Here is a 26,535-nt window from a genome sequence, read left to right as displayed (position 1 = left end):
AGGCCCTATTCGTCAGGATTGCCCCACGCCCCCGGTCGGGGGGTCGAGCAAAGCGGGATTGCCGAGACAATCCCCGGGTATTGCATGCCGGGCCGAGGCGCCGGCGGCTGGATCATTTGCCGCGGTTGAACAGGCTCAGACCCTGGATGGTTTGAATCGCCAGCCCGGCGCCTTCCAGGGCGATCTTGCGCAGATTGAGCTGGGTGGTGGCCTGGTAGTAATCCAGGTCTTCGATGTCCGACAGGGCCTTGGAGTAGCCCAGGTTGCGCTGGGCGCCGGTGTCGTTCAAAGCGGTCAGTTCGTTCATGCGCGAACCGACGGACGCGCGCACCGTCAGGACATTGTCATACAGCGTGGCCAGCGTCTGCGACGTGGTGTTCATCAGGTTGCGCAGGCTGGCGGAAGCCTTTTCGTCCCCCTGGATGGGCTGCTCCAGCGCATCGGCCAGCGCCCCCATCGCCTGGAACAGGTTCAGGCCGGTCGAGTGCTTCAAGGGTTCGGCCGTAAAGGTGTCGCCGCCGGCGGGTTCGCCCCGGATTTCCAGGGAGGTGCCCTGCCCCAGGTCCAGGGTTTTCTGGCCTGGCGTCCACGGTTGAGGCGCCCCCACGACAGGCGCCCCCGGAGGGGCCGTCGATACGTCCTGTGTGGTGACTGTGTAGTTCGTCCCCGTCGCATCGAACTGGATGCTGAACGAGAACTTGGCGTCGGCATTACCCAGCGCATTGTCGACGATTGAGGCCCGCCCCAGGATCGCCGTGCCGGTATTCGCCGTATCGGCCGTCGACAGGTAATCCCGCGTCCCCGGCTGGGCGCGCTGGAACACATCCGAGCCCACGTCGCTGCCGGGGATCCGGCGAGTCTGGTCGGCCTGGATCAGGCGCTGCAAGGTATCGCCCTGGTAGCTGTAGTTACCGCTGCCCACGGGGCTTTCCGTATAGGCCGGAATGTCGCCTCTGGAACCGGAAAACAGGAATTGTCCGTTGCCGTCGGTGGTGTTGGCGATGCCCAGCGCCGTCTGCTGAGCCTGGCGCAACACGCCCGCCAGGGTGCTGCGGTCGGCATCCGACATCGTGCCGTTGCCGGTTTCGACCAACCGGGTGCGTACGTCCTGCATCAGATAGATCAGGCTCTGAAGCGCGTCGTCCTCGGTGCCCAGATTCTGGTTGGCCACGGCGCGGTTGTCGGCATAACGGGCGTTCTGGGCCTGGGACTGCGACAGATTGATGGACTGCGCCGCACCCAGGGGATCGTCGGCCGGGGTGACCATTTTCTGGCCCGTGCCGATCTGCTGCGACAGATGCATCAGGTCGGCCATCTGCAGGTTGATGGTGTTCAGGCCGGTCTGGAAAACGAGGTTGGTGCTGATGCGCATGATGAATTCCTAAAACGAAGGCGGCTTAGCCACGCAGGGAGAGCAGCGTGTCGAACAGGGTCGAGGCCGCGTCGATCAGGCGCGCGGCGGCGCGGTACTGATCCTGATACTGCATCAGATTGAGGTATTCCTCGTCCGTATTGACGCCGGACACGGCCTGCTGGGCCGAGAAATTCTGGGCGATCAGGGTTTCCTGGGCCTTTTGCGCCGTGATGTTCTGCTGCGTCTTGACCGCCACGGTGCTGACCAGCTTGGAATAGGCCTCGTTCATGCCCATGGTGCCGTTGCCCAGGACCTTTTTGTCCCGCAGTGCGGCCAGATCCAGAGCGTTGTCGCCATTGGCGGTGCCCGCACCGGGAGCCGCCGCCGCAATGTGTGCCGGATCGGTGATGGCCACGGTCATGGCGGCCGACACGTCGCGCGTGGGCTGGATCAGCCAGCTATCGCCCGCCGCCGGAGTCATCCCCGCCGTGTCGATTTCGACGCCGTCGAAACTCAGCGTCGTACCGGTAATGGTCGGCGTCAGGGCCGTGCCTTCAGGCTCCCGCGTGACCTTGTAATTCGTGCCGTCGAACTCGACACGGTAATCCTGGTTGGTGATCTTGGACAGTTCGCCCGGCACGAATGCGGCGGTCGGCGTACCCGCCCCCGCGCTGTTCCGTTCATTGCCGATGACCTTGGGCGTGCCCACGGTGAAAAAATCCACGCCCGGCGTGCCGGCCAGATCCACGCCCAGCTTGTGCTGTTCGTTGATGGCGATGGAGATCCCCAGGGCGACGCGCCCCAGATCGTTCTGCGTGGCGTCCAGGGCATCCGTGCGGAAGGTCAGCAGGCCGCCCAGCTTGCCGCCGGTGATCCGCTTGTCCTCCATCTCGATGGGAACGGGATTGCCCGCCGCGTCCTTGGTGGTGTAATTGACCGCCATTCGGGACGGATCGGCCTTGGACGGATGCACCTCCAGGTGGTAGACGGAATCCCCGCCCAGCACGGTCTGGCCATTGCCGATGGTGAGGCTGACACGATCATCCTGCTCATACGCCTGGACATCCACCAACTGGCCCAGTTCGCTGACCAGTTGGTCGCGCTGATCCAGCAGGTCGTTGGGCGGCTGGTCCGGATTGGTGGCCTTGGCGATGGTGATCTGGCGGTTCATGTCCTGGATGCGATCCAGGTAGCTGTTGATCTGGCTGACCGTGGTGTCGATCTGCGTGTTGACGTTGTTGCGCTGACTGTCCAGGAAGGCGTTGGCGTCGCGGATCTGGGCCGCCAGGCTGTTGGCCTGGCCGATGAGTTCCTGGCGGGCAGCCACGTCGGCCGGGGCCGAGGCCACCGCGTCCAGGCTGTCGAAGAATTTCTGGATGCCCGGGGAAATGCCCACCGTGCGGTCGGCCACCAGGTTATTGATCTGGCTGACCTGGTCGCCGTAGGTCTTCAGCGCCGCGCCGCGCGTCAGCGAACCGGTGAGCTGGCTCTGCAGGAAATTATCGTAGGAACGCTGCACGCTGACGGCCTGCACGCCCCGGCCGATCCAGCCGCCCGACGTCGGCGTGGCCCCCGCCGTCTGCGCCAGAACGGTCTGGCGGCTATAACCCGCAGTCGCGGCATTATTGATGTTGTGCCCCGCCGTCTGCAGACGGTTTTGCGCAACCAGGAGGCCGGCCTTGCCGAGATTCGCCAGATTCATATGCTGCAATCCTATCGGTTACGGATGCGCCGTTCGGGCGCGCTCCGGATATCTTCTCTGATCATAACGGCACGCGGACCAAAAAATTTAGGCATGCAGCGTGAGACGGGGGCATCCCGGTTCAACGGGCGTTGAAATACCCCATGATGGAGATCAGTTTGTCGGCGTAGCCCGGGTCGGTGGCGTAGCCGGCTTCCTGGATACGCCGGGCAGCAGCCTCGGCCGAAGGGGCGGCCACGACCTTGCCGTAGCGGCCGTTACCGCCGACCAGCTCGGCATAATCCTGGAAAGATTCGGCGTAGGACCCGTAGGCTCGGAACGGCTGCGACACCCGGCGCGCCACCCCGTCCTCGTATTCGGTGGTCATCACATTGACCACCTCGCCACGCCAGCCGCCGCCAGCCTTGATGCCGAACAGATTGTGGCTGCTGCGGCCATCCGGACGCCGGATTTCACGTTCGCCCCAGCCGGATTCCAGGGCCGCCTGGCTGAGGATCAGCTTGGCCGGCACACCGCTGCGCTGGGACGCCAGCTCGGCAGCGGCGCCCATGCGGTCCACGAAAGTCCGGATATGCGCCGGCGCACCCTGGATGGCGCCGCCGATCCGGTCGCCTGCCCCACGCCGCGTCAGCAGATTGATCAGAGACGTGATGGAACCGGCCATTTCGTGACGGCCTTCGCCAATGCGCGACTGCAGGCCCGGCAGGCGCGAACGGGCAGCCTCGGGCGGATTGGCCAGCGGATTGCGCGGCTCGTTCAGCACCCCGCCCCGCATCTGCGCCATCAGCGCGTCGGCGAGTCCAAAACCGGGGTTGGCCAAGGCCAGCGCGGCCTGCTCGTCGCTCATGCTCTGGGCCATGCGCGTCGCCTGGGAATCAAACAGAGACGGCATCTGCGCTGACTGCTGGCGCGCCTGCTTGAGCATCATCTGGATGAAGATCGCCTCGAACTGGCGTGCGACCTCGCGCTGCTGGCTCTGGGCGGCATTCCCCCCGACCTGCACCCCGCGCTTGAGGGTGTTCAGGCTGCTGAAATCCAGCGCCGAAGGCGTGGCGTCTGGACTCAGCAAGGGCGCATGCGACACGAATTCCATGGCGGCCTCAGATCACTTCCAGGTCGGCGCGCAAGGCGCCGGCACTCTTGAGATTCTGCAGGATGGACAGCAGATCCTGCGGCGTCGCTCCCAGGGCGTTCAGAGCGCGCACCACGTCGGCCAGATTGGCGCTGGTGGTCACACGCTGGATGGCGCCGCCCTCGCTGCGCATCTCGATCTGGGTATTGTTCGTCACCACGGTCTCGCCGCCGCCAAAGGGCGTGGTCGGCTGGCTGACCTGCTGCTGCGGGCTGATGGTGACCGACAGATTGCCGTAGGCGATGGCGGCCTCGTCGATGGTGACGGTGCGGTTCATCACCACCGAACCGGTACGGGCATTGATCACCACCCGGGCGCGGGCGGGCGGCAGGCCGACCTGCAGGTTTTCCACCTGGGACAGGAAGGCAAGCTGCGCCTTGGGATCGGTCGGCGCGCTCAGTTCGATGGTGCGGCCGTTCAGCGCCGTCGCCGTCTGCGCGCCAAACTTGCGATTGAGCGCTGCCACGACGTTCTGGGCGATGCCGAAGTCGCTGGAGTTCAACTCCAGGCGCACCATGCCGTTCTGGGCGTAGGTCGTGGGCACACCGCGCTCGACGATGGCACCGTCGGGGATGATGCCGCCGTTCAGTTGATTGACCTGGACGCTGGCTCCGCCCTGGGACGCACCGGCGCCGCCGACCAGCAGATTGCCCTGGGCCAGGGCGTAGACCTGGCCATTGGCGCCCTTGAGAGGCGTCATCAGCAGCGTACCCCCACGCAGACTCTTGGCGTTGCCCATGGACGACACCACCACGTCCAGACTCTGGCCCGGCTGGGCGAAAGCCGGCAGACGTGTCGTCACCATGACGGCGGCGACGTTCTTGACCTGCATATTGGTGCCCTGGGGTACGGTCACGCCCAGTTGCGACAGCATATTGGTCAGGCTCTGCTGGGTGAAAGGCGTCTGGCGGACCTGGTCGCCGCTGCCGTCCAGGCCGACCACCAGACCGTAACCGATCAACTGGTTTTCCCGCACACCGGTAAAGGACGCCAGGTCCTTGATGCGCTCGGCCTGAGCGGCGCCCAGCGGCAGCAGCACGCCCAGGCTCAGGGCCAGGGCGCCGGCAGCCAGACGGCGCAGGAAGGGGGGAATCGAAATCAGCATAACGGCCATCACGTCAGAACGGGGCGATGTTGAGGAAGAAGCGCTGCAGCCAGCCCATGGTCTGGACTTCGTCCATCACCCCCTTGCTGCGGTATTCGATGCGGGCGTCGGCCACCTGGGTGGAGGCCACCGTGCCGTTGCCGGTGATCGAGCGCGGGTCCACCACACCGGAAAAGCGGACGTATTCGCTGCCACGGTTGATGGCGATCTGCTTTTCCCCGGCGATCTGCAGGTTGCCATTGGGCAGCACGCCGATCACCGTCGTCGTCAATGTGCCGGTGAACAGGTTGTTGGCGCTGCTGGAGCCCGTGCCCTTGGACTGGTTGCCGCCGGTGGCGTCGAAATTCTGTTTCGGCCCGAGATCGTCGGGCAGAAAATCCGGACTCAACCCGATGCCCATGGACGCGCTGCCGCTGCGGTTGGTGTTGGTATTGACGTTCTTGGCCGCGTTGGTCTTTTCCTGGATCACGATGGTGACGATGTCACCCACATTGCGTGGCCGGCGATCCTCGAACAAGGGATAGTTGCCGTAGGCGGTCGGCTGATAGATGGAACCGTTGGCTTCCGCCATCGGCGGCACCTGAGGCGGGGGCGGCGCGGTCAGCGGCCCCGTGACGATCGGCTCGGGCGGCACCAGCGCGCACCCGGACAAGACCAGCGCCAGCGTCGCCGCCCACGCACCCGCCAAACGACGCAATCCCTTCATGGACATCCTGTATTACAACTGGGTCAGGCGGGCGAGCATCTGGTCGGACGTCTGCACCGCCTTGCTGTTCATCTCGAAGGCGCGCTGGGTGGTGATCATGTTCACCAGTTCCTCGGCCACATTGACGTTGGACGTTTCCACGTAGTTCTGCATCAGCGTCCCCGCACCGTCCAGGCCGGGCTGCAGCAGATTGGCCGGTCCCGAAGCATCGGTTTCCAGGTACAGGTTTTCGCCCATGCTCTGCAAGCCGGTCGGGTTGATGAAGGTCGACAGTTGCAGTTGACCGACCTCGACGTTGGTACCGGCCGCGCCCGGCTGGGTCACGGACACCGTGCCGTCGCGCGAAATCGAAATGGACAACGCATTGTCGGGGATGTTGATCCCCGGCTGGATGGGGTAGCCGCCCGCCGTCACCAGCATGCCGTTCTGGTCGCGCTGGATGCTGCCGTCGCGCGTGTAGGCAAAGGAGCCGTCGGGCATTTCCACTTGCAGAAAACCCTTGCCCAGGATGGCCACGTCCAGCGCATTGCCGGTTTCCTTCAGGCCGCCATCCGTGTGGATGCGCTCGGTGGCCACGACGCGCGCACCGGTACCGACCTGCAGGCCGGAGGGCAACTGGTTGGCCGCACCGACGGCGGCGCCGGGCTGGCGCATCGTCTGGTACATCAGGTCTTCGAACACGGCGCGGCTACGCTTGAAGCCGGTGGTGTTGACGTTGGCCAGGTTGTTGGAAATCACATCCATGCTGGTCTGTTGAGTTTCCAGACCAGTTTTGGCGATCCACAGGGAACGTATCATGTCAGTCGTGCCTGTTCAAAGGGGCGGCGGGCTCAGCCCACCGCCGAAAGAATCGAATTGCCGCGCTCTTCGTTGGTGCTGGCGTTCTTGACGACCTGCATCTGCAACTCGAACTGGCGGGCGTTGGAAATCATGGCCACCATCATGGCGGCCGGATTGACGTTGCTCTTTTCGATGAAACCGGGGGCGATCCGGACGGCTTCGTCCGGCTGGACCGGCTGGCCGCCGGCCGTACGGAACAGGCCATCGTCGCTGCGCACCAGTTGATCCTTGGGCGGATTGACCAGCTTCAACTGCGCCAGCAACTGGATGTCGCGGGGGTTGTCGCCCGCGCCCAGTGCGCTGATCTGGCCGTCCGTGGCAAAAGTCACGCTGCCGCGCTCGGGAATCTCGATGGGCTGGCCGTCGGCCGACAGCACCGGCAGGCCGGTGTGCGTGACCAGTTGATTCTGATCGTTGACGGCGAATTCGCCCGCGCGGGTATAGGCCTCGCCCTGGGGCGTCTGCACCGCAAACCAGCCGTCCCCGGAGATGGCCGCGTCCAGGGCATGGCCGGTCTCGGCCATGATGCCCTGGCGGAAATGGCTGCCCGGCGTAGAGGCCACGGTGCTGACCCGGGTGGGCAGTTCGCCCGCCTGGGGCACCACCGGCACGGACCGGTAGATCGCCATCTGCTCGCGGAACCCGGTCGTGGCCACGTTGGCCATGTTGTTGGAGATGACCGACTGCTGTTCCAGGATGCGGGCCGCGCCGTTGGAGGCGGTGTACAGGATGCGATCCATGCCGGGCTATCCGTTTAGCGCATGGTGATCAAGGTCTGCAGGATCTGGTCCTGCGTCTTGATCGTCTGGGCATTGGCCTGGTAGGTACGCTGGGCAATGATCATATTGACCAGCTCCTGGCTCATGTCCACGTTGGATTCTTCCACTGCCTGGCCCTTGATGACGGCCAGACCGTTGCTGCCCGGGGTGCCCACGATGGGCTGGCCCGAATTGGCGGTCTCGGCCCAGGCATTGCCGCCCACCGGCTGCAAGCCCTGCAGGTTGGCGAAGTCGGCCAGGGCGATCGTGCCCATGGCCTGCTTGGCGCCGTTGGTGTAATTGGCGATCAGTTCACCGTTGGAGCCGATGGACATGCTGGCGTACTCACCCGTTTTATAGCCATTCTGGACGAAATCCTGGGAATAGCTGCCACCAAACTGCGTGGAACCGGCATAGCTGACATTGATGGCCAGCGGCTCCGCCGCCGCACCGCCAGTGACCGGAACGGTATAGTTCAACGTATAGCTGGCCGTGGCGGGATCCAGACGGCCTTCTTTATCAAACTCCATCTTCTGGGCGGGCGTATAAAAGCCCGGTGTGACCACAGCGGGGGGCACAGGCGGAGGCACAATGGCGCCCGTGCCGGCATTCACCACATTGCCATCGACCTTGATGTAGACATCCCAATTATTGACTTCGTTGGGCGCGGCCCCTGTGACCGCACGTTTGACGTAATACTGCTCCACCGTGTGCTCATTGCCCAGGGTGTCGAAGACCGTCAAGGGCGTCATCTTGGAGAAGGATTGCCCGTCATTCGGATCAAACGGATGCGCCGTCTCATCGATCACGGTCGCATTGGAATCCACGTTCACCTTGTTGGTGATGGTGTCAGTTGCCTGAGGCGCGATATTGCCGATCGGCACGGTCATGGGGATCAGGTTGGTGCCGCCCGGTGCATAACCCATCAGCCGCTGCCCCTGGGCATTGACGATGAAGTGATCCTTGTCGGCCAGGAACTGGCCGTTGCGGGTGTACAGCGTGGCGCCGTTGGGCTGGGTCACCACGAACAGGCCCTTGGCCCCGTCGATGGCCATGTCGAACTGGTTGCCTGACGTGGACACGATCCCGGTGGTGAAGCGCTGGTTGATGGACGCGACCTGCACGCCCAGACCGACGCGCGAGCTGGCGTAGACGTCGGCAAACGTGGCCGTACCGGTCTTGAAGCCCACCGTCCCGGAGTTGGCGATGTTGTTGCCGATGACGTCCAGGTTTTGCGAGGCGGCGTTCAGACCGCTGAGACCTTGACCGAAACCCATGATTGACCTCTTTCAGTGCGTACTGCGTTGATTCGTTGAAACGGCGGTACGCGATGCGCCCGCCGCCCGGATTACATGACCTGCCGGATGTCCAGCAGAGAAATCTTTTGCCCCATGGCCAGATTCAGCTTCAGGCCTTCGGAGGTGTAGGCGATGCTGTTGATGTGCCCCGAAGTCAGCGTCTCTGCTGAGACGGGTTTGCCGTTGGCGTCGGAGGCTGCCACCTGGACGGTGTAGGCACCGTCCGGCGCGGGCGCACCGGCGGCATCCAGTCCGTCCCACGTCATCGGGTAGACGCCGGCATCCTTGGCGTCGAATTCGTATTCGCGCACGACCTTGCCGGTGGAATCCAGGATGGAGACCTTGGTCTTGGCCGCGCCGGACATCAGATCGATGCCAAAGGGCGTGGCGGACTTGACGCCCGAATCGGCATCGCTGCCCAGCGAGATTTTTTCGCCCGGATAAAGGATGTCCTTGCCGATCAGGCCGGCGGCCTGCAGGGACTGGGACATGTCCATCTGACCCGACAGGGCCAGCAGGGTATTGTTCAACTGCGAAATGCCGTTGACCATGGACAGTTGCGCGATCTGCGAAGTGACCGCCGCGTTGTCCATGGGATTCAGGGGGTCCTGATTCTGCAACTGCGTGACCAGCAAGGTCAGGAAGCGGTCCTGGGTCTCGCCCATCAGGCTTTTGGTCTGGGCATTGGCCAGTGCGGATGCGGCGTTCGAGCCGTAGACGTCGTTGACGGTGGACATGGCGGGACTCCTTATTGACCCAGGGTGAGGGTCTTGGCCATCAATGACTTGGCCGTATTGATCACTTCCACGTTGGCCTGATAGGACCGCGAGGCGGAAATCATGTTGACGGTCTCGGCAACGACATCGACATTGGGCAGGGTGACGTAGCCCTTGGCATCCGCCAGGGGGTTGCCCGGGTCGTACTGGACGCGCGGCGGCGCATTGCTTTCGAGAACCGAAGCGACCTGCACGCCGCCGACGGCCTCGGAACGTGCCGAGGGCGTCATCTGAAACACGACCTGGCGGGCCTTGTAGGGCTGGCCGTCGGGACCAACGGCGCTCTCGGCGTTGGCGATATTGCTGGCCGTGACGTTCATGCGCTGGGACTGGGCCGACAGCGCGGAACCGGCGATCTGAAAAATGCTGAAAGTGGACATGGCGGTTTCCGTGGCGCAGCCGATTATTGCTGGATCACGGCCAGCAGGGATTTGATGCGACCGTTCAGGATCTGCAGATCCGTCTGGTAGCGCATGGTGTTGTCCGCGAACTGCGTACGCTCGGTGTCCATTTCGACCGTATTGCCATCCAGGCTGGGCTGGGACGGCACACGGTACAGTTCCTGAGCGGGACCGCTGGTGTGGGCGCTGGCCGGGATGTGGCGCGCCGAGGTCAGGGTCAGGGACGTATCCGGCAGACGCGGCAGACCGCCCTCGCCCATGGCTTCGCGCAGGGTGGCGTTGAAATCGATGTCACGCGCCTTGTAGTTGGGCGTGTCGGTGTTGGCGATGTTGGACGCCAGGATTTCCTGCCGCTGCTGACGCAGGGCCAGGGCTTTCTGGTAGAACTCGAAGTCCTTGCCGATTCGATCGATCATGGCTTTACACTGAAACGGATGAGCGGAGTGCGCGCCACCGTGCACCAAATGATCCCCCGACCATTCGCGGCTTTATCGCACGCCACCATAGTACGGTCCCCTCCAGGGGGATAAAGGCCAAAACAAAGCGGGGTTTGAAGCCCTATTCAGCCGTTGTGGGTGCTGTTGACATAAATTGACAGAAAACACGGCTCAGCGGATGCACAGTCCGGCATACCCTACAATGAAAGTCATATGAAAATCATATGAAAGTCATGCGCGTATCCCGACCCCTGCAGTGTTTGCTGCTTCTGCTCTTGCTGTCTCCGGCGACTCTGCCGGGGCTGGCAAACGCCCAGACCGCCCGCCCCGCCCTGCAGGACCCGGCCGCCCTCGTCGCCCAGGCCGAGGCCCTGCTGAAAGAACAGGCGGCCGCCTGGCCGGGCCGTGCCGTCATCCACGTGGATGCCCCACGTATCGTGAACCAGGCCGCCTGCCAGCAGATGGAGGCCTCGCTGTCCAGTTCGGGCCTGCAGCCGCGCACGCCGGTGACGATCCGCTGCCTGGCGCCGCAGCCCTGGACGATCTATCTGCAAGCCAGCGTCCAGATCCAGGGGACCTACTATGTCGCCAACCGCCTGATTCAGCGCGACCAGACCCTGAGCCTGAACGATCTGGATACCCGCGAAGGCGATCTGCTGCGCAACCGCCGGCTGATCGGCGATCCGGCCCACATCGTCGGCTGGATCGCCACGCGCCGCATCCGTGCCGGAAGCGCGATCGAATCCAACGCCCTGCGCGACCCGAACGCCATCGAACGCGGCCAGCAGGTCCGCACCGTGGCACGCGGTGTCGGCTTCGTCGCAACCAGCGAGGGCCAGGCCCTTGAATCCGGCAGCCCAGGCGCCAGAATTCAGGTCCGCACGCCAGGGGGACAGATCATTATCGGTACGGTCATCGACGCCCACACGGTCCAGGTTATGATGTAATTAATCGTGGGGCGCCTAAAGAACCCGCCCGACCCGCCGTTACAAGGGATGCACCAATGATCCCACCCACCCAACCCGGAGACGAGTCTTGAAAATCAATTCCACTTCGTCCAACCCCCTGCTGAATGGGGTGGCCGGGGGAACGCGCGGCGACACGGCTTCCCACGCTTCGTCCGGCGCGGCCGCTGGCGGCCGCACGGCAGTAGACCTCAGCCCGGCCGCCCGCCATCTGGCCGCCCTGAATGACAGCGATGCCGACGTCCAAATCGAACGCGTCCAGCAAATCCGCGATGCGCTGGCCTCCGGCGAACTGAAGATCGACCCCAGCCGCATCGCCGACGGCCTGCTGGCCAGCGTCCGTGATTTGCTGAAATGAGCCTGCTCAAATGAGTCTGGCAGACGATCTGTTGCAGTGCGTGCAGGCCCAATCTGCCTTGCTGGATGAATTCATCCAGACACTGGAAGCCGAATCGGCCACCTTGCTGGACGACCCCACGAATCTCGCCCTGGCCGAACAGACTCAGCGCAAGAACGACTACGCGGAACGCCTGGGACGGCTGGACCAGGAACGCGCCCGTATTCTGGGCGAAATGGAACAGCCCGACACGGCCGCCGGCATCGATGCCGCCTGTGCCGTCTACCCCGAACTTCGCCCGGCCTTCGATGCGCTGTTCGAACGCGCCGACCAGGCCAGCCGCCTGAACCAGGATAACGGCCAGATCCTGCACACCTACATGGAACACAACCAGCGGGCGCTGGATACGCTGCATTCCCTGGTCAATCAGGATCTGTACGACGCCCGCGGGCGCCTACGCCGCCGTCCCTAGCAGTTCTTTCAACGCATACAATTTGAGCAGTCCCGCATGGGACTGACGCGGCGCGAGCCTGTCGGCGCCCAGCATGCGGGCTGCCACCCGCGCGGCGGGCGCCAGGGCCGGGTCCTGCGCCAGGCGCCAGGCCGCCAAGCCCATCTGCGCCGCAAACACCGCCCGATCGACCAGCGGCTCGCGTCCGGCGTCGGCCAGCAATGGCGCGGCCTGACGCCAGGCCGCCTGGCATTCCTGACGCAGCAGCAAAGCACGGGCGATCCGGTAGGCGTCGGGTTCCACCCCCATCCCGGCCACGGCATACCAGACCTTCAACAAGCGGCCGTCACGGGGATCGACAGCCCGCAGACTGAAGATCCGTACCGGCAGGGCGGGTTCGCCTCGGGTGCGCAGTTCGGCCTGCCCTGCCGCCATCCACCAGGCCGGTTGGGCACTTTCCAGGCCCGCCGCCGACAGCAGCGGCCAAAAGGTCTGCGCGTCCAGTGGCTGGTACATCAGGGACTGAACCGCCGCCGACAGGACGCAGGGTTCATCGTCCAGATACACCCGGGTGCGGGGGCTGCTGGCGGCCAGCCAGCAGCGGTCGCGAGCGCTCAGGGCACGCTGCAGCGCCTGACTGCCGCCGTCGAACACGTGCAGAACGGCGGTGGGGGCATCCTCGGTCTCGGTTTCGATCTGCGCCAGCAGAACGTCGGCAGCCGAAGGTGCGGAGATGTGCCCCCCAAAGGGGGCGTTTTCTGCCTTGGGGCGGCCCGGCGGCAGAAAAAGAGCCCCCCGAGGCGTATGCCAGCCATCTGCCAGACCGATCTGCTGCGTGGTCGCGGCCAGCGGCCGGCCCTGATCGTCGAACCAGGCGGTCCCTGACCAGGCGCCGCGCCGCCCCTGCCAATCCAGGGACTGACGCGTGTGCACGACCAGGCCTGGCCGGGTTTCGTCCAGACCGCCATGGGCGACCCGACGCAGGTGCTCGATGGCCTCGGCGGCCTGCGGCAGATCGCCTGCCGCGCGGCTGCGCCACAGGTCGTAGGCCTCGGACAGCACCGGATCCTCGTCCTGCAGGGCCACGGCGGCCTGCAACTGATCCATGCTCAGCGCGTCCCCGCGCGCCGAACCGGTCAGCAACTGCGGCAGCAGGACCTGCTGGCGACGACGCTCGGCAGCGGCGTCCGGATTGTCGGCCGGCTGCGTCATGGACAGCAGCGCCGCCAGATCGGCCTCAGTGGGCGCGTACAAGGTGCGGGTGGCCTGAGCCGGCGCCAGCGCCCGGTCCACCAGTTCGGCGGCCGTCAGGAACAGCAGGTTTTCGGGGACTTTCTGGCCGTTGGACACATAATGGATCGGCAGTTTGTACCGGATCGCCGTGTCCAGCGCGGCCCCCAGGCGCGAGGCCTCGTCGATCTTGGTGACGATGCAGCCACGCAACGGCGTACCGCCGTCGCCGGCATAGGACCGGGCGACCTCGTCCAGTGTGTCGCCATGGCTGACGGCATTGAGCACCAGCAGGCGCTCGACCTTGCGCCCGGCACCCGCCAGCAAGGCGGCCTGCTCGTGGATGTAGCGATCGCGCTGGCTGATGCCGACATTGTCGATCAGCAGGGTCTGGTCAGGGCGCACGGCCTGGATGACCCGGCGCATTTCGTGGACGTCCTGCACGATGTGTACCGGCACGCGCAGCATCTGCCCGTAGATCTTCAACTGTTCGTGGGCACCGATCCGGTAGGTGTCGGTCGTCACCAGCACCAGACTGCCCGGGCCGCTACGGCGCACGCAGCGGGCAGCGAGCTTGGCCACGGTGGTGGTCTTGCCCACCCCGGTGGGACCGACCAGGGCCAGCGCCAGGCCGGGCTGCCACAGGGCGTCCTCGGACTCCAGCACCGGCAGGTGACGGACAAGTTCGTTGCGCGCCCACTGCAGGGCGCCCCGGGTGGCGGCCTGTTCGGGCATGTGCTTGAGCATGGCCCGCAGCAGCGCCGTGCTGAAACCAAAGCGCAGCAGGTTCTGGAACAGCGTGACCGCCTGGGGAGAGCGGCGCAACTGGCTGCCCCACAGCAATTCGTCGATGCGGGTTTCCAGCGAACCCTTGAGTTCGCCGATGACCCCCATCAGATCCGCGCCCGGCGGGCTGGCAGGATGATGCCCCGGCGCGGCATGCGCGGGATGAGGCGCAGCCTGCGGTGCAGGCGCCGTGACGGACCGGGGCGCCATGGAAGGCGCCGACGGGGTGGGCGCGGCCTGACCGCTTTCGGGCAGGGAAGTCTGGTCGGTGGCCAGAATCTCGACCCCGCCGCTGACCCGCTTGTTGGAAATGATCAGGGCGTCGGAGCCCAATGCAAGGCGCACCTGCCGCATGGCCTCGCGGTTGGTGGCACCGAAAAAACGACTGATGTTCAAGCAGGACTCCCGCCGACGACCGCAGTGACGCGAATGATACGCTCTTCAGGGATTTCAGCACTGGAGAGCACGGCCATGTGGGGCAGATGGTGGCGCAGGAAGCGCGACATCGAGCCTCGCAAGACCGGCGGCACCACCAGCACGGGAGCCTCGCCCCGGTCTTCCTGGCCCTGAACGATGCGCTCGACGTCGCTCAGCAGATTGTCTGCCAGACCGGGCTCTAGGGCGCCGCTGCTGCCCATCGCCTGCATCAGCACGCGCTCCAGGCGGGCATCCAGGCCGATGACGCGCAATTCCGTCTCGCCCGCGAACCAGTGCTGGACGATGGCCCGCCCCAGGGCCACCCGGACCTGGGCCAGCAGTTCGTCCAGATTCGGCCCGGTGCCGGCCGGATTGAGGGCGGCCAGGCGCGGCGCGTGCTCGGTGATGGTTTCGAGGATGCTGCGCATGTCGCGGATGGGCACGTCCTCGTCGAGCAGGCTGCGCAGCAGATTCTGCAGTTGCGGCAAGGTGATGGTCTTGGGCACCAGGTCTTCGACCAGCTTGGGCACGTCGCGGGCGACGTGATCCAGCAACTGCTGGGTTTCCTGGCGGCCCAGCAGACGCGACCCGTAGCGATGCATCAGGTGGTTCAGGTGGGTGGCCACCACCGTGGCGGTATCGACCACGGTGTAACCGGCGATCTGCGCCTGTTCGCGCAGCGCCGGGTCGATCCAGAATGCGGGCAGCCCGAAAGCCGGGTCCTTGGTCGGCGTCCCCTGGACGGTGCCCGTCACGCCCCCCGGATCGATGGCCAGCCACTGCCCGGTCTGAGCCACGCCGCGACCGATCTCCACGCCAAACAGCATGATGCGATAGTCCGTGGGTTTGATTTCCAGATTGTCACGAATGTGCACGACCGGCGGCAGAAAGCCCATTTCCTGGGCGAATTTCTTGCGCAGACTGCGGATACGGTGCAGCAATTCACCATTTTGCTGGTGATCCACCAGAGAGATCAGGCGGTAGCCGACTTCCAGGCCGAGCGGATCGACGGGCGCCACGTCGTCCCAACTGGCCTCTGAGGCGGCGGCCACGGCAGCGGCCTGTTCCTGCCCCGGCTCGGCGGCGGCCGCCTGCTGATCGCGCCGCTGGCGTTGCAGCACCATCCAGCCGCACCCGCCGATGATGGCCGCCAGCAGCAGGAAGGCCACGTGCGGCATGTTGGGGATCAGGCCCATCAACGTCAGAATCCCGGCGGTGATGAACAGCACGTTGGGATTGGAGAACAACTGGCCGATCATCTGCTGGCCGACGTCCTGGTCGTTGGCCACGCGCGAGACCACCACGCCGGCGGCGGTGGAGATCACCAACGCCGGAATCTGTGCCACCAGGCCATCGCCGATGGTCAACAGGGTGTAGACGGAGCCTGCGTCGGAAGCCGACATGCCGTGCTGGGCCATGCCGACGATCAGGCCGCCGATGATGTTGATCACCATGATCAGCAGGCCGGCCACGGCATCCCCGCGCACGAACTTGCTGGCGCCATCCATGGCGCCGTAGAACTCGGCTTCCTGGGAGACTTCGGCGCGTCGTGTGCGGGCCTCGTCCTCGCCGATCAGGCCGGCGTTCAGATCGGCGTCGATGGCCATCTGCTTGCCGGGCATGGCATCCAGGGTGAAACGTGCGCCGACTTCGGCGATACGGCCCGCGCCCTTGGTGATGACGGTGAAGTTGATGATCACCAGGATGATGAACACCACGATACCGACGGCAAAGTTGCCACCCACCAGGAAATGGCCGAAGGCCTCGATGACCTGGCCGGCGGCATCCGGCCCTTTGTGACCGTGCAGCAGCACCACCCGGGTGGAGGCGACGTTCAGGGACAGGCGCAGCAGCGTGGCAAACAGCAGCACAGAAGGAAAGGCAGCGAAGTCCAGCGGCTTGCGCGTGAACATGGCCACCAGCAGAATCATCACCGACAGGGAGATGTTGAAGGTGAACAACAGGTCCAGGATGAAAGGCGGCAGCGGCAGGATCATCATGGCCAGAACCATGAGGATCAGCACGGGCCCTGCCATCAGGCGGGCATGCCCGGAGCCGTGGGTCTTGAGAAAATCCAGGAAGCTGTTCATGAGGCGGTGACGAGGGCCGGTTCAGGGCCTTGTTGCGGGTCGAGTTCGGGCGGCACGCGCAGGTCCTGTGGTGCCTGCGGCAGTGTACCCGAGCCCTGACGCCAGTTGCGCAGTTGATAGACCCAGGCCAGGACCTCGGCCACGGCGGCGTACAGAGAGACGGGGATTTCCCGGTCGATCTCGACGTGATGATAAAGGGCGCGCGCGAGCGGCGGGGCTTCCAGCAGGGCAACGCCGTGCTGGCCGGCCAGTTCGCGGATCTGCGCGGCAATCAGGCGCGTACCCTTGGCCACGACCACCGGAGCCCCGCCCTGCCCTTCGCTGTAACGCAACGCCACGGCGTAATGGGTCGGGTTGGTGACGACCACATCGGCCGCAGGCACGGCGCTCATCATGCGCCGCCGTGCCATGGTGCGCTGCTGCTGGCGGATGCGACCCTTGACGTGGGGGTCGCCGTCGCTGTCCTTGTGTTCCTGCTTGACGTCTTCCTTGGACATGCGCAGTTGCTTGGCATGGTTCCAGAGCTGCCAGGGCACGTCGATCAGCACGATGATGATCAGTGACGAGGCGATCAGCAGGCAGCACAGCGCGACCAGGCTCAGCCCTTGCGCCAGGGCCTCGGTCGGCGCCATGCGCGACAGGGCGAGCATATCGTCCCGGTAGGCCCAGATGACCTTGACGCCGACGAAACCGACCAGCCCCGCCTTGGCGAGGGTCTTGATCAGTTCGATCAGGGTCTGCGGCGCAAACAGGCGCTTGATGCCCGGCAGCGGATTGAGCCGCTCGAACTTGGGCTCCAGGGCCTTGGGCGAGAGCAGAAAGCCCCCCAGCGCCACCGAGGAAAAAATGCCGATCACCAGCAGCAGGCCCATGAACGGCAGCACGATCAGCAGCCCATGCCAGGCGGAGTCGCCCGCCACGTTGAGCATGACCTGGGGATCGCGTGCAATCCGGGTGTCGAACCACAGGCCGTTGAACACGATGCCGCGCAGCGTGCGGAAGACCGCCTCGCCCCCGAACCACAGGGCGCTGATGCCGCCGATCAGGGCCATGAAGGTGCCCAGCTCGCGCGAACGCGCAACCTGCCCTTCCTCGCGCGCCTTTTCCAGGCGCCGTGGAGTGGCTGCTTCTGTTTTTTCGAGATCGCTATCCTGGGCCATGCTCAGCCGACGACAATGCAAACAGCCTGGATTGTAGTGTCCAGGCTGTCGGCACGAAGCACGGATAAAAGCGCATTAGGCGCGGCAATTCAAGGGCTTGCAAGCTGCGCATCGGTCGTTGCGGGGGCACTTGCGGGCGCCAGGGCCTGCTCGAACTGCAGATAATCCAGGCCGATCCGCACGGCGCCCCAGCGCGCACCATCCAGATCCAGGGGCACGGAGACGTCGGTGATGATTTCGCCGGTGTCGCGCATATAGGTCTGACACAGCACGCCCCCCCGGTTGGCGATCGCGCCCCGGCTGATCTGGTCGTCGAACAGGCGCTTGTCGCGCACGTGCAGCGTGTCGTGTGCCACGTCCCCGGTGGGCGGACGGGAATAGCGGCGGTTGTGGGTCGGCGCATAGCCGTTCATATCCACCAGGATCGCGTAATAGCCGTGCGGCACCTGATCCAGCACCCCGTCGAGAATGCCCTGCAAGGCCTGATCGATGGCCTGGTCGTAGGCCACGTGATAGCGCGGCGGCTGGCTGCCGGGAATCTGGCGGTAGGCCTTGTCGAAGACATCCAGACCGTCGGCGCGGGTCTGCCGCAGCAGCCCGGCGCAACGGTCGCGCAGCAGGTCGAGGCGGGCCTCCAGATCGTCGAAGGGGGTCGCACCGGTGCGCCAGGCCGCCAGCATTTCCTGCAGGCTTTCGGTCTGAGCGCGCACGCCGTGCACCTGTTCACGCATCGATTCCATGCGCTGGCGCAGGATGGCGCTGTGTTGGGCGATGCGACCAATGGACTGGCTCATGTCCTGATTGGTCTGGTTGACCTGGGCGACGTGATCGGCCACGCCATCCAGTTGGCTGCCGACACCGCCCAGTTCGCGCACCAGGCCATCGAACTGCCCGGCAAAATCGCCCACGAGACGGTCGGAGGCGCGCATGTCGGTATGGATGGACTGACTCTGCCGTTCGGTGTCGGACACCAGGCCGAGGATTTCCCCGGTGTGCTGGACGATGTCCCCAGTGGCCGCGTTGACGCGCTCGGCCAGCTTGCCGACCTCGCTGGCGACCACGGCAAAGCCCCGGCCGGCCTCTCCGGCACGGGCGGCCTCGACGCCCGCGTTCAGGGCCAGCAGGTGGGTCTGCAGTGCGATGTCCTTGATCAGACGGCTGGTGTCCTCGACCGAGCGCGCCCGGTGGCTGAGCTGGGTAATGACCTCGGAAAAAGACTGCATCTGCGTCGACACCCGGGCCACCCGCCGATTCAGGTCGGCCAGTTGCTCCTGGGTGGAGCGCAAGCCCCTGAGTTGCTGGCGGAACACGTCAGCGGCACCCGCCACGATGTCGTTGGTCTGCTGCGACAGGCTGGCGATCTGGGTGCCCTGAGCCGACAGACTTTCGGCTTCGCGGGCCTGCTCGTCAGCCATGGTTTCGCAAGCCTGGGTATGCGCCTGCAGGCGGGCGGCATTGATGGCGATGCGGATGCTGGACTGGCGCATGACGACAAAGCGTTCGCGCAAAGCCCCCAGGAAGCGGCCGACAGGAAGCGCCAGGGGACTGAGCGTCCAGGCGCGGTCGTTCAGGGTCGCCCGGCCCCGTCGCAACTGCCGGATCAGGCGTCCCAGCCCGAGGGTTCTGCCACGTGTGACGGACATGTCGCCTCCCCTACAAAGAAAGGGCCGGTGCCGGCCATGAAACCCCGAGCAAACCCCGGGTCGGCTCATATTGAGTTTCAAAGCTTACGCGGGACTTACATTCCTTCCAATGTCACATTGTCGAGGGAAAACCCCCAATCAAAAACCAAGACTCGCCAACAGATCATCCACCTGGTCCTGATTGGTGACCACGTCGTTCTTGCCCTCGGCGTTGACCACCGGGCCATTGAGCAGCGTCTTGGTTTCTTCGCGCTTTTCCTGAGGCACGCTGTCGATCAGCACCTGGACCAGTTCGGTCTCGATGGCGCCGATCACGCCCAGCATCTTCATGATCACCTGGCCGGTCAGGTCCTGAAAGTCCTGAGCCATGATGATTTCCATCAGGTTGTTCTGCGACGCCTGGGTCTTTTCAGGGACGTCCTTCAGGAAGGCCCGGGTATCGTCCACCAGAGAACGCGCCTGGTCGAGTTCGACCGGATGATCGAACCAATCCTGCCAGCGGGCGTCCAGGGCCTTGGCGTCGCGCTGCATCGAATCCTGCCAGGGCTGGATCTGCTCGGTCGCGTTGAGCACGCGATTGGCAGCCTGCTCGGTCATCTGGGCCACGTAGTGCAGGCGATCGCGCGCGTCGGGAATGGCGTGAGCGGCGTCCTGGATGGCCTGATCCAGACCCAGCTCGCGCATGCTCACGCGCAGGGTGCGGGTGACCATGGCGATGCGATGGATCAACTCCATCGAAGGCTCCACGAAATCGGACTGGCCGGAAGATTGCTCCGTCGTCATGATGCGCCTCCGGTCAGAGTTTTTCGAAAATCTTGTTCAGCTTTTCTTCCAGGGTGGCCGCCGTGAAGGGCTTGACCACATAGCCGCTGGCGCCGGCCTGGGCCGCTGCAATGATGTTTTCCTTCTTGGCCTCGGCCGTGACCATCAGCACCGGCAGGCTGGCCAGGTTCGGATCGGCACGGATGTTCTGCAGCATGGTCAGCCCGTCCATGTTGGGCATGTTCCAGTCCGACACCACGAATTCGAAGCCGCCGTTGCGCAGCTTTTCCAGCGCCTGGGCACCGTCCTCGGCTTCGTCGACGTTCTCGAACCCCAAGTCCTTCAGCAGGTTCTTGACGATCCGGCGCATGGTGGGGAAGTCGTCGACGACCAGGATTTTCATCGTTTTCTGTACCACGTGTCACTCTCCAATCAATAAAAAAGCAGGGTATTCGGGTACCCGATGCCTCTGTTCAAATGTGTCAAACCCGGTTCCCGAAGGCACCGGCGCTTTTCAGGATACGTTCGCTGAGATCATCAAGCGGGACAGCTTCTTCGGCGGCGCCGATCAGCAGCGCCTCACGTGGCATGCCGAAGACGACGCAACTGGCCTCGTCCTGGGCAAAGGTGCGCGCGCCCGCCTGGCGCATCGCCAACAATCCCTGAGCACCGTCCTTGCCCATGCCGGTCAGGATGACACCAATGGCGTTCTTGCCGGCCACCTGGGCGGCTGAATGGAACAGCACGTCCACGGAAGGACGGTGACGGTTCACCGGATCGGTGTATTCCAGCTTCACCACATAGTTGGCGCCCGAACGGGCGAGCTTCATGTGGGCCACGCCGCCCGGTGCCAGATAGACGTGGCCGGGCAGCACCCGCTGGCCGTCCTCGGCCTCGTGGACCTGCACGGCGCACAGGCCGTCCAGGCGCTGCACGAAGGACTTGGTGAAACCGGCCGGCATGTGCTGCGTGATCATGATCGCCGGGCTGTTGGCCGGCAAGGGTTCGAGCACGTGGCGGATGGCCTCGGTCCCACCCGTGGACGAACCGATCATGACGAGTTTTTCGGTGGTCGAGAACGTGCCTGACAGGCGCGGCCGGGCGGCCTCGCCCGCCGCCTGGGCCGGACGCGGGCGCAGGCGGGCATGCGAGGCGGCGCGGATCTTGTCGGCGATCATGTCGCCGTAGTCCAGCAGGCCGTCACGCAGGCCAAGCTTGGGCTTGGTGACGAAATCGACGGCACCCAGTTCCAGCGCCCGGATGGTGACCTCGGAATTGCGCTCGGTCAGCGAGGACACCATCACCACCGGCATGGGCCGCAGGCGCATCAGCCGTTCCAGGAAGTCCAGGCCGTCCATGCGCGGCATTTCGACGTCCAGGGTCAGCACGTCGGGATTGTGCTGCTTGATGAGTTCACGCGCGATGAGCGGATCGGGCGCGGTGGCGACGACCTCCATATCGGGGTGAGCATTGATGATTTCCGTCATCAGACTGCGCACCAGAGCAGAGTCATCGACGCACAGCACGCGGATTTTCTTGTGGACAGCCATTTTTCAGCAGGGCTCCCCCGGATCAGGCGACGGAATAGACCGTCTGCCCCTGAAGACGCAGGGATTTAGTCAGATAGGTGAAGTTTTCCGAGTGGCCCGCAAACATCAGGCCACCCGGTTTGAGCAGAGGCACGAAGCGCTCCAGAATTTTGGTCTGGGTCGGCTTGTCGAAATAGATCATGGTGTTGCGGCAGAAGATCGCATCGAACTTCTGGTTGCTGGTCGACCAACTGGACGACACCAGATTCAGTTCCTCGAAAGTCACCAGATTGCGGATCACCGGCTTGACCATGGCCATGCCGGCCTGGCGTCCAGCCCCGCGCAGGAAATAGCGCCGCAGGAATTCGGGCGGCACCGGCTTGACGCGGTCCAGGGTGTAGACCCCCTTGCGCGCCTGCGCCAGAGCCTGGGTATCGATGTCCGTTGCCACCACCGAGATGCCGGCTTCGGACTGGCCACAGGCATCGTGCAGCGTCATGGCCAGCGTGTAGGGTTCCTCGCCGGTGGACGAGGCACAGCACCAGACGGAGATCGGCTTGCGGCGGGTGCGCACGAAATCGGCCAGGATGCTGAAGTGATGCTGCTCACGGAAGAAGGCTGTGTGATTGATCGTGAAGGCGCTGATGAAGCGGTCCCACTCGTCAGACTGAGGGTTCTGTTCCAGATGGTCCAGGTAGCTGCGCACCGAGGCCGAACCGGAATGGTGCGCCCGCAAGCCCAGGGTGCGAGCCGCCATGTCCTTCTTGTGGTCACCCAGAATGATCCCCGCCCGCCGGTGCAATATCTGCACCGCCCGCGTCAGATCCGCCGCGTCGGCCCTGGGCAGGGCCGGCTGCGAAAAATAGGAGGCGGAAGGTGCATCATGAATCATGGTGGGATCGTCTGGGATCGGAGTCAGGCTCTTTTCATCGCCGGGCCGCCCCAAGATGAAAGGCGCCCCCCTGGGGGGCAGCTAGCCGAAGGCGCAGCGTGGGGGTCATTTGCCAGCGCCAAAGCCGGATGACCGGCGCGCGGAGTATAGCCCAGTTGCCCGCCCTGGACATCGATCACCGGCCCGCCCTCATTGAGGTGGAAGGCGGCAACAGCCGTGCTGAGATGCTCGGCCTGATCCTGCAGGGAGCCGGCGGCGCTGGTCGCCTCCTGCACCAAGGCGGCGTTCTGTTGCACGACGTGATCCATGTCATTGACAGCCGTGTTGATCTGGCTGATGCCGTCGGCCTGCTCGCGCGAGGCCGAGGAAATCTCGTTCATGATGGCCGTGACGCCCTGCACCGACTGGACGATCTCGCTCATGATCCGCCCGGCGTCCTGGACGCGCTCCGACCCCTGGCGCACCCGGATCACGGAATCGTCGATCAGGCCCTTGATTTCCTTGGCGGCCTGGGAACTGCGCTGAGCGAGCGAACGGACTTCGCCGGCCACGACGGCAAAGCCCTTGCCCTGCTCGCCCGCACGGGCAGCTTCGACTGCCGCGTTCAAGGCCAGGATATTGGTCTGGAAGGCGATGCCATCGATCACGCTGACGATCTCGGACATCTTGCCCGAGCTTTCGGTGATGCCAGCCATGGTCTCGGCCACGCTGGTGACGGCGGCGCCGCCGCGCTGGGCCACGTCCACCGCCGTCTTGGCAAGCTGATCGGCCTGGGCGGCATTGTCGGAATTCTGGCGCACGGTGCTGGCCAGTTGCTCCATGCTGGCGGCAGTCTGCTGCAGAGACGCCGCCTGCTGCTCGGTGCGACTGCTCAGGTCGGTGTTGCCGGCGAAGATTTCCTGGGCTCCCAGGCGGATCTCGCCCACACCGCCGCGCACCGTAGCGACCATGCGTACCAGGCTTTCCTGCATGCGCTGCATGGCCAGGTAGAGCACGCCGATCTCGTTGCTCGAAGGCACGTGGATGGCCTCGGTCAGGTCGCCCGCCGCGATCCGGTCGAAATGCCGGCCGGCCGCGCGCAGCGGCCGCAGCACCACGCGCTGCAGGAACAGATAGGCTGCCACGGCGAACAGCAACGCCACCACCATGGACACGCCCACGATGAGGACCACCAGACGCAGGTGCGCCGCCTCGTCCGCCATCGCCTGGGCGGTGAAGGCCTGCTGGCTCTGCCGGAGCGCCTGCGCCGCCTGCTCGAAATGGAGCTCGGCCGGTTCGACCTTTTCGGACTGCAGCTTTTCGTACTGCTCGATCTGCCCGGCCTTGAGCGCCACCAGCACGGGCGGCAGTTCCTGGTCGAGCAATCGCTTGAAGGACTCGATCGCAGGCCCAACCAGATCCACCTGTGCGTTGCCGCCCAGATGCTCCCGGGCGGCCGTGCTGAATCGGTCGAGCGACTCGTGCGCCTGGCCCAGGCGGGTTTCTGCCAGGGCAACCAGCTTGGCCGCGCCTTCGCTGAGCAAAACGCCGTTGGCGGTCGTATCCGCGCCGGTGCTCCAATCGGACAGAATCGCGCTATTGGCCAGATCGCTGTTGATGATGATATTGCTCAAGGCCCGCCCCATCAGGACCTGAACTTCACGGTAGTGGCCGGCGGACTCGTCCAGCAGGCGAATGGACTCATCATCCGCAGTGATTTCTCGCAAGGCATCGTTGCTGAGCTTCAGGGACAGCACGCCCAGCAGCGCCCCCGAAATGAGCATGAAGAAGAAAAAAACGAGCACCAGGATGAGACTGGTGCGGACTTTCAACGCGCCGATGAGTGACTTTCCGCCTGATTGCATGAGATCAAAACCCAGTGTACGAAAACCCGTCGGGGGGACTAAACAACGAATGTGCGGCCTGGTCAGGCGACCGCTTCCTCGACCAGCGCCATTTCTTCGCTGGTCATGAGCTTTTCGATATCCACCAGAATCAGCATGCGTTCGCCGACGGTGCCGATACCGGTCAGGTGCTCGGTGGAGAAGGCCGAGCCGAACTGTGGTGCCGCGCTGATCTGCGAATTCTGCAGGATCAGCACGTCGGACACGCCGTCGACCACCACGCCCACGATCCGGGAGCGGACGTTGAGGATCACCACCACGGTCTGCGAGGTGTATTCCACGTTGTCCATATTGAACTTCAGGCGCAGGTCGACGATGGGCACGATCACGCCACGCAGATTGGTGACGCCCTTGACGAAGGACGGCACGTTGGCGATGCGCGTAACGGTCTGGCTGTCATAGCCCCGGATTTCCTGGACCTTGAGGATATCGATCCCGTATTCCTGGCTGGCCAGGGTGAAGATCAGGAATTCCTTGCCCTGGGTTTCTCCCTGCGCTTGCGTGGGGGTAGCTTGATTCATGATGGCTCCGAGTAGGAATGGAGGTCAGGCGGCCGTGCCGGCCCGCAGCGAGGTGGTGCGTCGCAGGGCGAACACGTCGACGATCAGGGCCACACTGCCATCGCCCAGGATCGTCGCGGCCGAAATGCCCGGCACCTTGCGATAGTTGGTTTCAAGGTTCTTGACCACGACCTGATGCTGGCCGATCAGATGATCCACCATCAGGGCGAAGCGCTGGTCCTCGGCCTGGAGGATCACGGCGATGGCCCGTGTCAGGTTGGTTTCGGCCTGCCCCACATTGAAGACTTCGTGCAGCGCCACGATGGGCAGGTATTCGCCCCGCACATGCAGGACCTGCTCGGTCTCGGAAATGCGGTGGATCTGCTCGTCCGTGGCCTGCATCGATTCGGTGACGTGGGACAGCGGCAGGATGAACGTTTCCTCGCCGACCTTGACCGACATCCCGTCCAGGATGGCCAGCGTCAGGGGCAGCACGATGCGGGTGGTGGTGCCCTCACCCTTGCGCGAAGCCAGTTGCACATGACCGCCCATGCTCTGGATATTGCGTCGCACCACGTCCATGCCGACCCCGCGGCCGGAAATGTCGGTGACTTTGTCCGCAGTGGAGAAGCCCGGCGCGAAGATCAATTGCCAGAGTTCGTCGTCGGGCGTCGCCTCGGACACAGGGAAACCGGAGGAGATGGCCTTTTTCAGGATCCGCTCGCGGTTCAGGCCGGCGCCGTCATCGATCACGTCGATGATGATCTGGCCGCCGTTGTGCTGGGCAGACAGGATCAGGGTGCCTTCCGGGTCCTTGCCCTGGGCGATGCGCGCATCCGGCATTTCCAGTCCGTGGTCCAGGCTGTTGCGCACCAGATGGGTCAAGGGATCGATGATGCGTTCGATCAGGCTCTTGTCCAGTTCAGTCGCCTGACCCTTGGTGACCAGCCGGATACGCTTGCCCAGCTTGGTGGCGTTTTCCCGCACCACACGCGGGAAGCGGCTGAAGACGTAGTCCATCGGCATCATGCGGATGGACATCACGGCCTCCTGGAGGTCGCGGGCATTGCGATCCAGTTGCTCGATGCCGTTGAGCAGACGGTCGTGCAGCACCGGGTCCAGCGTCTGCGAGGTCTGCAGCAGCATGGCCTGGGTGATGACGAGTTCGCCCACCAGATTGATGATCTGGTCGACCTTTTCCACGCCCACGCGGATGGTGCCACTTTCCTTGGGCTTGGCGGCCTGGGCACCGCCGGACTTGTCGGCGGAATCGGCAGCGTCCCGGGAAGCGGCCGATTCCGGCGCTTCCTGGACGGGTGCGGCAACAGGGGCTGCCTCGGCGACCGGAGCGGGCGCGGGCGCGGCCGGCGCGGCAGCGGCG

The 26,535-nt window shown here is 64.7% G+C and carries 25 protein-coding genes; 3 read left to right on the top strand and 22 right to left on the bottom strand.

The window, feature by feature from the left end; genetic code table 11:
- Nucleotides 1-112 precede the first annotated feature (112 nt).
- The 11 genes from flgL to flgB form a co-directional block, all read right to left on the bottom strand.
- Entirely contained in the window at nt 113-1,372 is a 1,260-nt protein-coding gene (gene flgL / locus WA983_RS05705) for a flagellar hook-associated protein FlgL (RefSeq protein WP_424249534.1), read from the bottom strand.
- Nucleotides 1,373-1,397: 25 nt separating this feature from the next.
- Nucleotides 1,398-3,056: a flagellar hook-associated protein FlgK gene (gene flgK / locus WA983_RS05700; protein ID WP_424249532.1), complete on the bottom strand. Its 1,659-nt coding sequence runs from the start codon at nt 3,054-3,056 to the stop codon at nt 1,398-1,400.
- A gap of 121 nt (nt 3,057-3,177) precedes the next feature.
- Entirely contained in the window at nt 3,178-4,149 is a 972-nt protein-coding gene (gene flgJ / locus WA983_RS05695) for a flagellar assembly peptidoglycan hydrolase FlgJ (protein WP_424249530.1), read from the bottom strand.
- A gap of 7 nt (nt 4,150-4,156) precedes the next feature.
- Nucleotides 4,157-5,293, bottom strand: coding sequence for a flagellar basal body P-ring protein FlgI (locus tag WA983_RS05690; RefSeq protein ID WP_424249528.1), 1,137 nt, complete (start codon nt 5,291-5,293; stop codon nt 4,157-4,159).
- Between the two features lie 13 nt (nt 5,294-5,306).
- On the bottom strand, nt 5,307-6,005 hold the full coding sequence (locus WA983_RS05685) for a flagellar basal body L-ring protein FlgH (protein ID WP_424249526.1): 699 nt from the start codon (nt 6,003-6,005) through the stop codon (nt 5,307-5,309).
- A gap of 6 nt (nt 6,006-6,011) precedes the next feature.
- Nucleotides 6,012-6,797 carry a flagellar basal-body rod protein FlgG gene (gene flgG, locus WA983_RS05680; RefSeq protein WP_276809309.1) on the bottom strand — a complete coding sequence of 262 codons (786 nt, stop codon included), beginning with the start codon at nt 6,795-6,797 and terminating at the stop codon, nt 6,012-6,014.
- A 32-nt stretch (nt 6,798-6,829) separates the two neighbouring features.
- A complete protein-coding gene (flgF, locus tag WA983_RS05675) occupies nt 6,830-7,579 on the bottom strand; it encodes a flagellar basal-body rod protein FlgF (protein WP_276809307.1) in 750 nt (249 codons plus the stop codon).
- Nucleotides 7,580-7,593: 14 nt separating this feature from the next.
- Nucleotides 7,594-8,874, bottom strand: a complete 1,281-nt coding sequence (flgE, locus tag WA983_RS05670; RefSeq protein WP_424311726.1) for a flagellar hook protein FlgE — start codon at nt 8,872-8,874, stop codon at nt 7,594-7,596.
- A gap of 71 nt (nt 8,875-8,945) precedes the next feature.
- Nucleotides 8,946-9,632, bottom strand: a complete 687-nt coding sequence (locus WA983_RS05665; RefSeq protein ID WP_276809304.1) for a flagellar hook capping FlgD N-terminal domain-containing protein — start codon at nt 9,630-9,632, stop codon at nt 8,946-8,948.
- Between the two features lie 11 nt (nt 9,633-9,643).
- Nucleotides 9,644-10,051 (bottom strand): flagellar basal body rod protein FlgC, encoded by a 408-nt coding sequence (gene flgC, locus WA983_RS05660; RefSeq protein WP_276809302.1) that lies wholly within the window; start codon nt 10,049-10,051, stop codon nt 9,644-9,646.
- A gap of 23 nt (nt 10,052-10,074) precedes the next feature.
- A complete protein-coding gene (gene flgB, locus WA983_RS05655; RefSeq protein ID WP_424247662.1) occupies nt 10,075-10,488 on the bottom strand; it encodes a flagellar basal body rod protein FlgB in 414 nt (137 codons plus the stop codon).
- Nucleotides 10,489-10,733: 245 nt separating this feature from the next.
- Between flgB and flgA the strand changes: the two genes are divergently transcribed.
- From flgA to WA983_RS05640, 3 genes are all read left to right on the top strand, one after another.
- Nucleotides 10,734-11,456, top strand: coding sequence for a flagellar basal body P-ring formation chaperone FlgA (flgA, locus tag WA983_RS05650; RefSeq protein ID WP_424311725.1), 723 nt, complete (start codon nt 10,734-10,736; stop codon nt 11,454-11,456).
- Between the two features lie 88 nt (nt 11,457-11,544).
- Complete coding sequence (flgM, locus tag WA983_RS05645; RefSeq protein ID WP_424311724.1) at nt 11,545-11,832, top strand: flagellar biosynthesis anti-sigma factor FlgM; 288 nt, start codon at nt 11,545-11,547, stop codon at nt 11,830-11,832.
- A gap of 10 nt (nt 11,833-11,842) precedes the next feature.
- Nucleotides 11,843-12,283, top strand: coding sequence for a flagella synthesis protein FlgN (locus WA983_RS05640; protein WP_424311723.1), 441 nt, complete (start codon nt 11,843-11,845; stop codon nt 12,281-12,283).
- Here WA983_RS05640 and flhF read toward each other — a convergent pair.
- The 11 genes from flhF to WA983_RS05585 form a co-directional block, all read right to left on the bottom strand.
- Entirely contained in the window at nt 12,266-14,674 is a 2,409-nt protein-coding gene (gene flhF / locus WA983_RS05635) for a flagellar biosynthesis protein FlhF (RefSeq protein WP_424311722.1), read from the bottom strand. The two genes, WA983_RS05640 and flhF, sit on opposite strands and share 18 nt — an antisense overlap.
- The gene (flhA, locus tag WA983_RS05630; RefSeq protein WP_424250019.1) at nt 14,671-16,785 is read right to left on the bottom strand and encodes a flagellar biosynthesis protein FlhA; all 2,115 of its coding nucleotides are present in this window, start codon (nt 16,783-16,785) and stop codon (nt 14,671-14,673) included. The genes flhF and flhA overlap by 4 nt, the downstream gene beginning before the upstream one ends.
- A complete protein-coding gene (gene flhB / locus WA983_RS05625) occupies nt 16,782-17,945 on the bottom strand; it encodes a flagellar biosynthesis protein FlhB (RefSeq protein WP_424250021.1) in 1,164 nt (387 codons plus the stop codon). The genes flhA and flhB overlap by 4 nt, the downstream gene beginning before the upstream one ends.
- Before the next feature lie 89 nt (nt 17,946-18,034).
- On the bottom strand, nt 18,035-19,588 hold the full coding sequence (locus WA983_RS05620) for a methyl-accepting chemotaxis protein (protein ID WP_424250023.1): 1,554 nt from the start codon (nt 19,586-19,588) through the stop codon (nt 18,035-18,037).
- Nucleotides 19,589-19,726: 138 nt separating this feature from the next.
- Nucleotides 19,727-20,371, bottom strand: coding sequence for a protein phosphatase CheZ (gene cheZ, locus WA983_RS05615; RefSeq protein ID WP_424250025.1), 645 nt, complete (start codon nt 20,369-20,371; stop codon nt 19,727-19,729).
- Between the two features lie 13 nt (nt 20,372-20,384).
- Complete coding sequence (gene cheY / locus WA983_RS05610) at nt 20,385-20,768, bottom strand: chemotaxis response regulator CheY (RefSeq protein ID WP_424250027.1); 384 nt, start codon at nt 20,766-20,768, stop codon at nt 20,385-20,387.
- 64 nt (nt 20,769-20,832) lie between these two features.
- Nucleotides 20,833-21,900 (bottom strand): protein-glutamate methylesterase/protein-glutamine glutaminase, encoded by a 1,068-nt coding sequence (locus tag WA983_RS05605; protein WP_424311721.1) that lies wholly within the window; start codon nt 21,898-21,900, stop codon nt 20,833-20,835.
- A gap of 22 nt (nt 21,901-21,922) precedes the next feature.
- Nucleotides 21,923-22,771, bottom strand: coding sequence for a CheR family methyltransferase (locus tag WA983_RS05600; RefSeq protein WP_424251738.1), 849 nt, complete (start codon nt 22,769-22,771; stop codon nt 21,923-21,925).
- Between the two features lie 23 nt (nt 22,772-22,794).
- Complete coding sequence (locus tag WA983_RS05595) at nt 22,795-24,615, bottom strand: methyl-accepting chemotaxis protein (protein ID WP_424311720.1); 1,821 nt, start codon at nt 24,613-24,615, stop codon at nt 22,795-22,797.
- 62 nt (nt 24,616-24,677) lie between these two features.
- Entirely contained in the window at nt 24,678-25,175 is a 498-nt protein-coding gene (locus WA983_RS05590; protein WP_424251736.1) for a chemotaxis protein CheW, read from the bottom strand.
- Nucleotides 25,176-25,199: 24 nt separating this feature from the next.
- A partial coding sequence (locus WA983_RS05585) for a chemotaxis protein CheW (protein WP_424311719.1) occupies nt 25,200-26,535 on the bottom strand: 1,336 nt, incomplete at its 5' end.

The sequence above is a fragment of the Castellaniella sp. genome (genome assembly GCF_049650445.1).
In the GTDB taxonomy this organism is placed as follows: Bacteria; Pseudomonadota; Gammaproteobacteria; order Burkholderiales; family Burkholderiaceae_B; genus Castellaniella.
Note: the sequence above shows the minus strand (reverse complement) of the source record. Positions and strands in the feature narration are given on the sequence as shown.

Bases quoted from the DNA above. Each gene is read 5' to 3' on its own strand.
- flgL (WP_424249534.1), bottom strand. From the start codon at position 1,372: ATGCGCATCAGCACCAACCTCGTTTTCCAGACCGGCCTGAACACCATC.
- flgK (WP_424249532.1), bottom strand. From the start codon at position 3,056: ATGAATCTGGCGAATCTCGGCAAGGCCGGCCTCCTGGTTGCGCAAAAC.
- flgJ (WP_424249530.1), bottom strand. From the start codon at position 4,149: ATGGAATTCGTGTCGCATGCGCCCTTGCTGAGTCCAGACGCCACGCCT.
- WA983_RS05690 (WP_424249528.1), bottom strand. From the start codon at position 5,293: ATGCTGATTTCGATTCCCCCCTTCCTGCGCCGTCTGGCTGCCGGCGCC.
- WA983_RS05685 (WP_424249526.1), bottom strand. From the start codon at position 6,005: ATGTCCATGAAGGGATTGCGTCGTTTGGCGGGTGCGTGGGCGGCGACG.
- flgG (WP_276809309.1), bottom strand. From the start codon at position 6,797: ATGATACGTTCCCTGTGGATCGCCAAAACTGGTCTGGAAACTCAACAG.
- flgF (WP_276809307.1), bottom strand. From the start codon at position 7,579: ATGGATCGCATCCTGTACACCGCCTCCAACGGCGCGGCCCGCATCCTG.
- flgE (WP_424311726.1), bottom strand. From the start codon at position 8,874: ATGGGTTTCGGTCAAGGTCTCAGCGGTCTGAACGCCGCCTCGCAAAAC.
- WA983_RS05665 (WP_276809304.1), bottom strand. From the start codon at position 9,632: ATGTCCACCGTCAACGACGTCTACGGCTCGAACGCCGCATCCGCACTG.
- flgC (WP_276809302.1), bottom strand. From the start codon at position 10,051: ATGTCCACTTTCAGCATTTTTCAGATCGCCGGTTCCGCGCTGTCGGCC.
- flgB (WP_424247662.1), bottom strand. From the start codon at position 10,488: ATGATCGATCGAATCGGCAAGGACTTCGAGTTCTACCAGAAAGCCCTG.
- flgA (WP_424311725.1), top strand. From the start codon at position 10,734: ATGAAAGTCATGCGCGTATCCCGACCCCTGCAGTGTTTGCTGCTTCTG.
- WA983_RS05640 (WP_424311723.1), top strand. From the start codon at position 11,843: ATGAGTCTGGCAGACGATCTGTTGCAGTGCGTGCAGGCCCAATCTGCC.
- flhA (WP_424250019.1), bottom strand. From the start codon at position 16,785: ATGAACAGCTTCCTGGATTTTCTCAAGACCCACGGCTCCGGGCATGCC.
- flhB (WP_424250021.1), bottom strand. From the start codon at position 17,945: ATGGCCCAGGATAGCGATCTCGAAAAAACAGAAGCAGCCACTCCACGG.
- WA983_RS05620 (WP_424250023.1), bottom strand. From the start codon at position 19,588: ATGTCCGTCACACGTGGCAGAACCCTCGGGCTGGGACGCCTGATCCGG.
- cheZ (WP_424250025.1), bottom strand. From the start codon at position 20,371: ATGACGACGGAGCAATCTTCCGGCCAGTCCGATTTCGTGGAGCCTTCG.
- WA983_RS05605 (WP_424311721.1), bottom strand. From the start codon at position 21,900: ATGGCTGTCCACAAGAAAATCCGCGTGCTGTGCGTCGATGACTCTGCT.
- WA983_RS05600 (WP_424251738.1), bottom strand. From the start codon at position 22,771: ATGATTCATGATGCACCTTCCGCCTCCTATTTTTCGCAGCCGGCCCTG.
- WA983_RS05595 (WP_424311720.1), bottom strand. From the start codon at position 24,615: ATGCAATCAGGCGGAAAGTCACTCATCGGCGCGTTGAAAGTCCGCACC.
- WA983_RS05590 (WP_424251736.1), bottom strand. From the start codon at position 25,175: ATGAATCAAGCTACCCCCACGCAAGCGCAGGGAGAAACCCAGGGCAAG.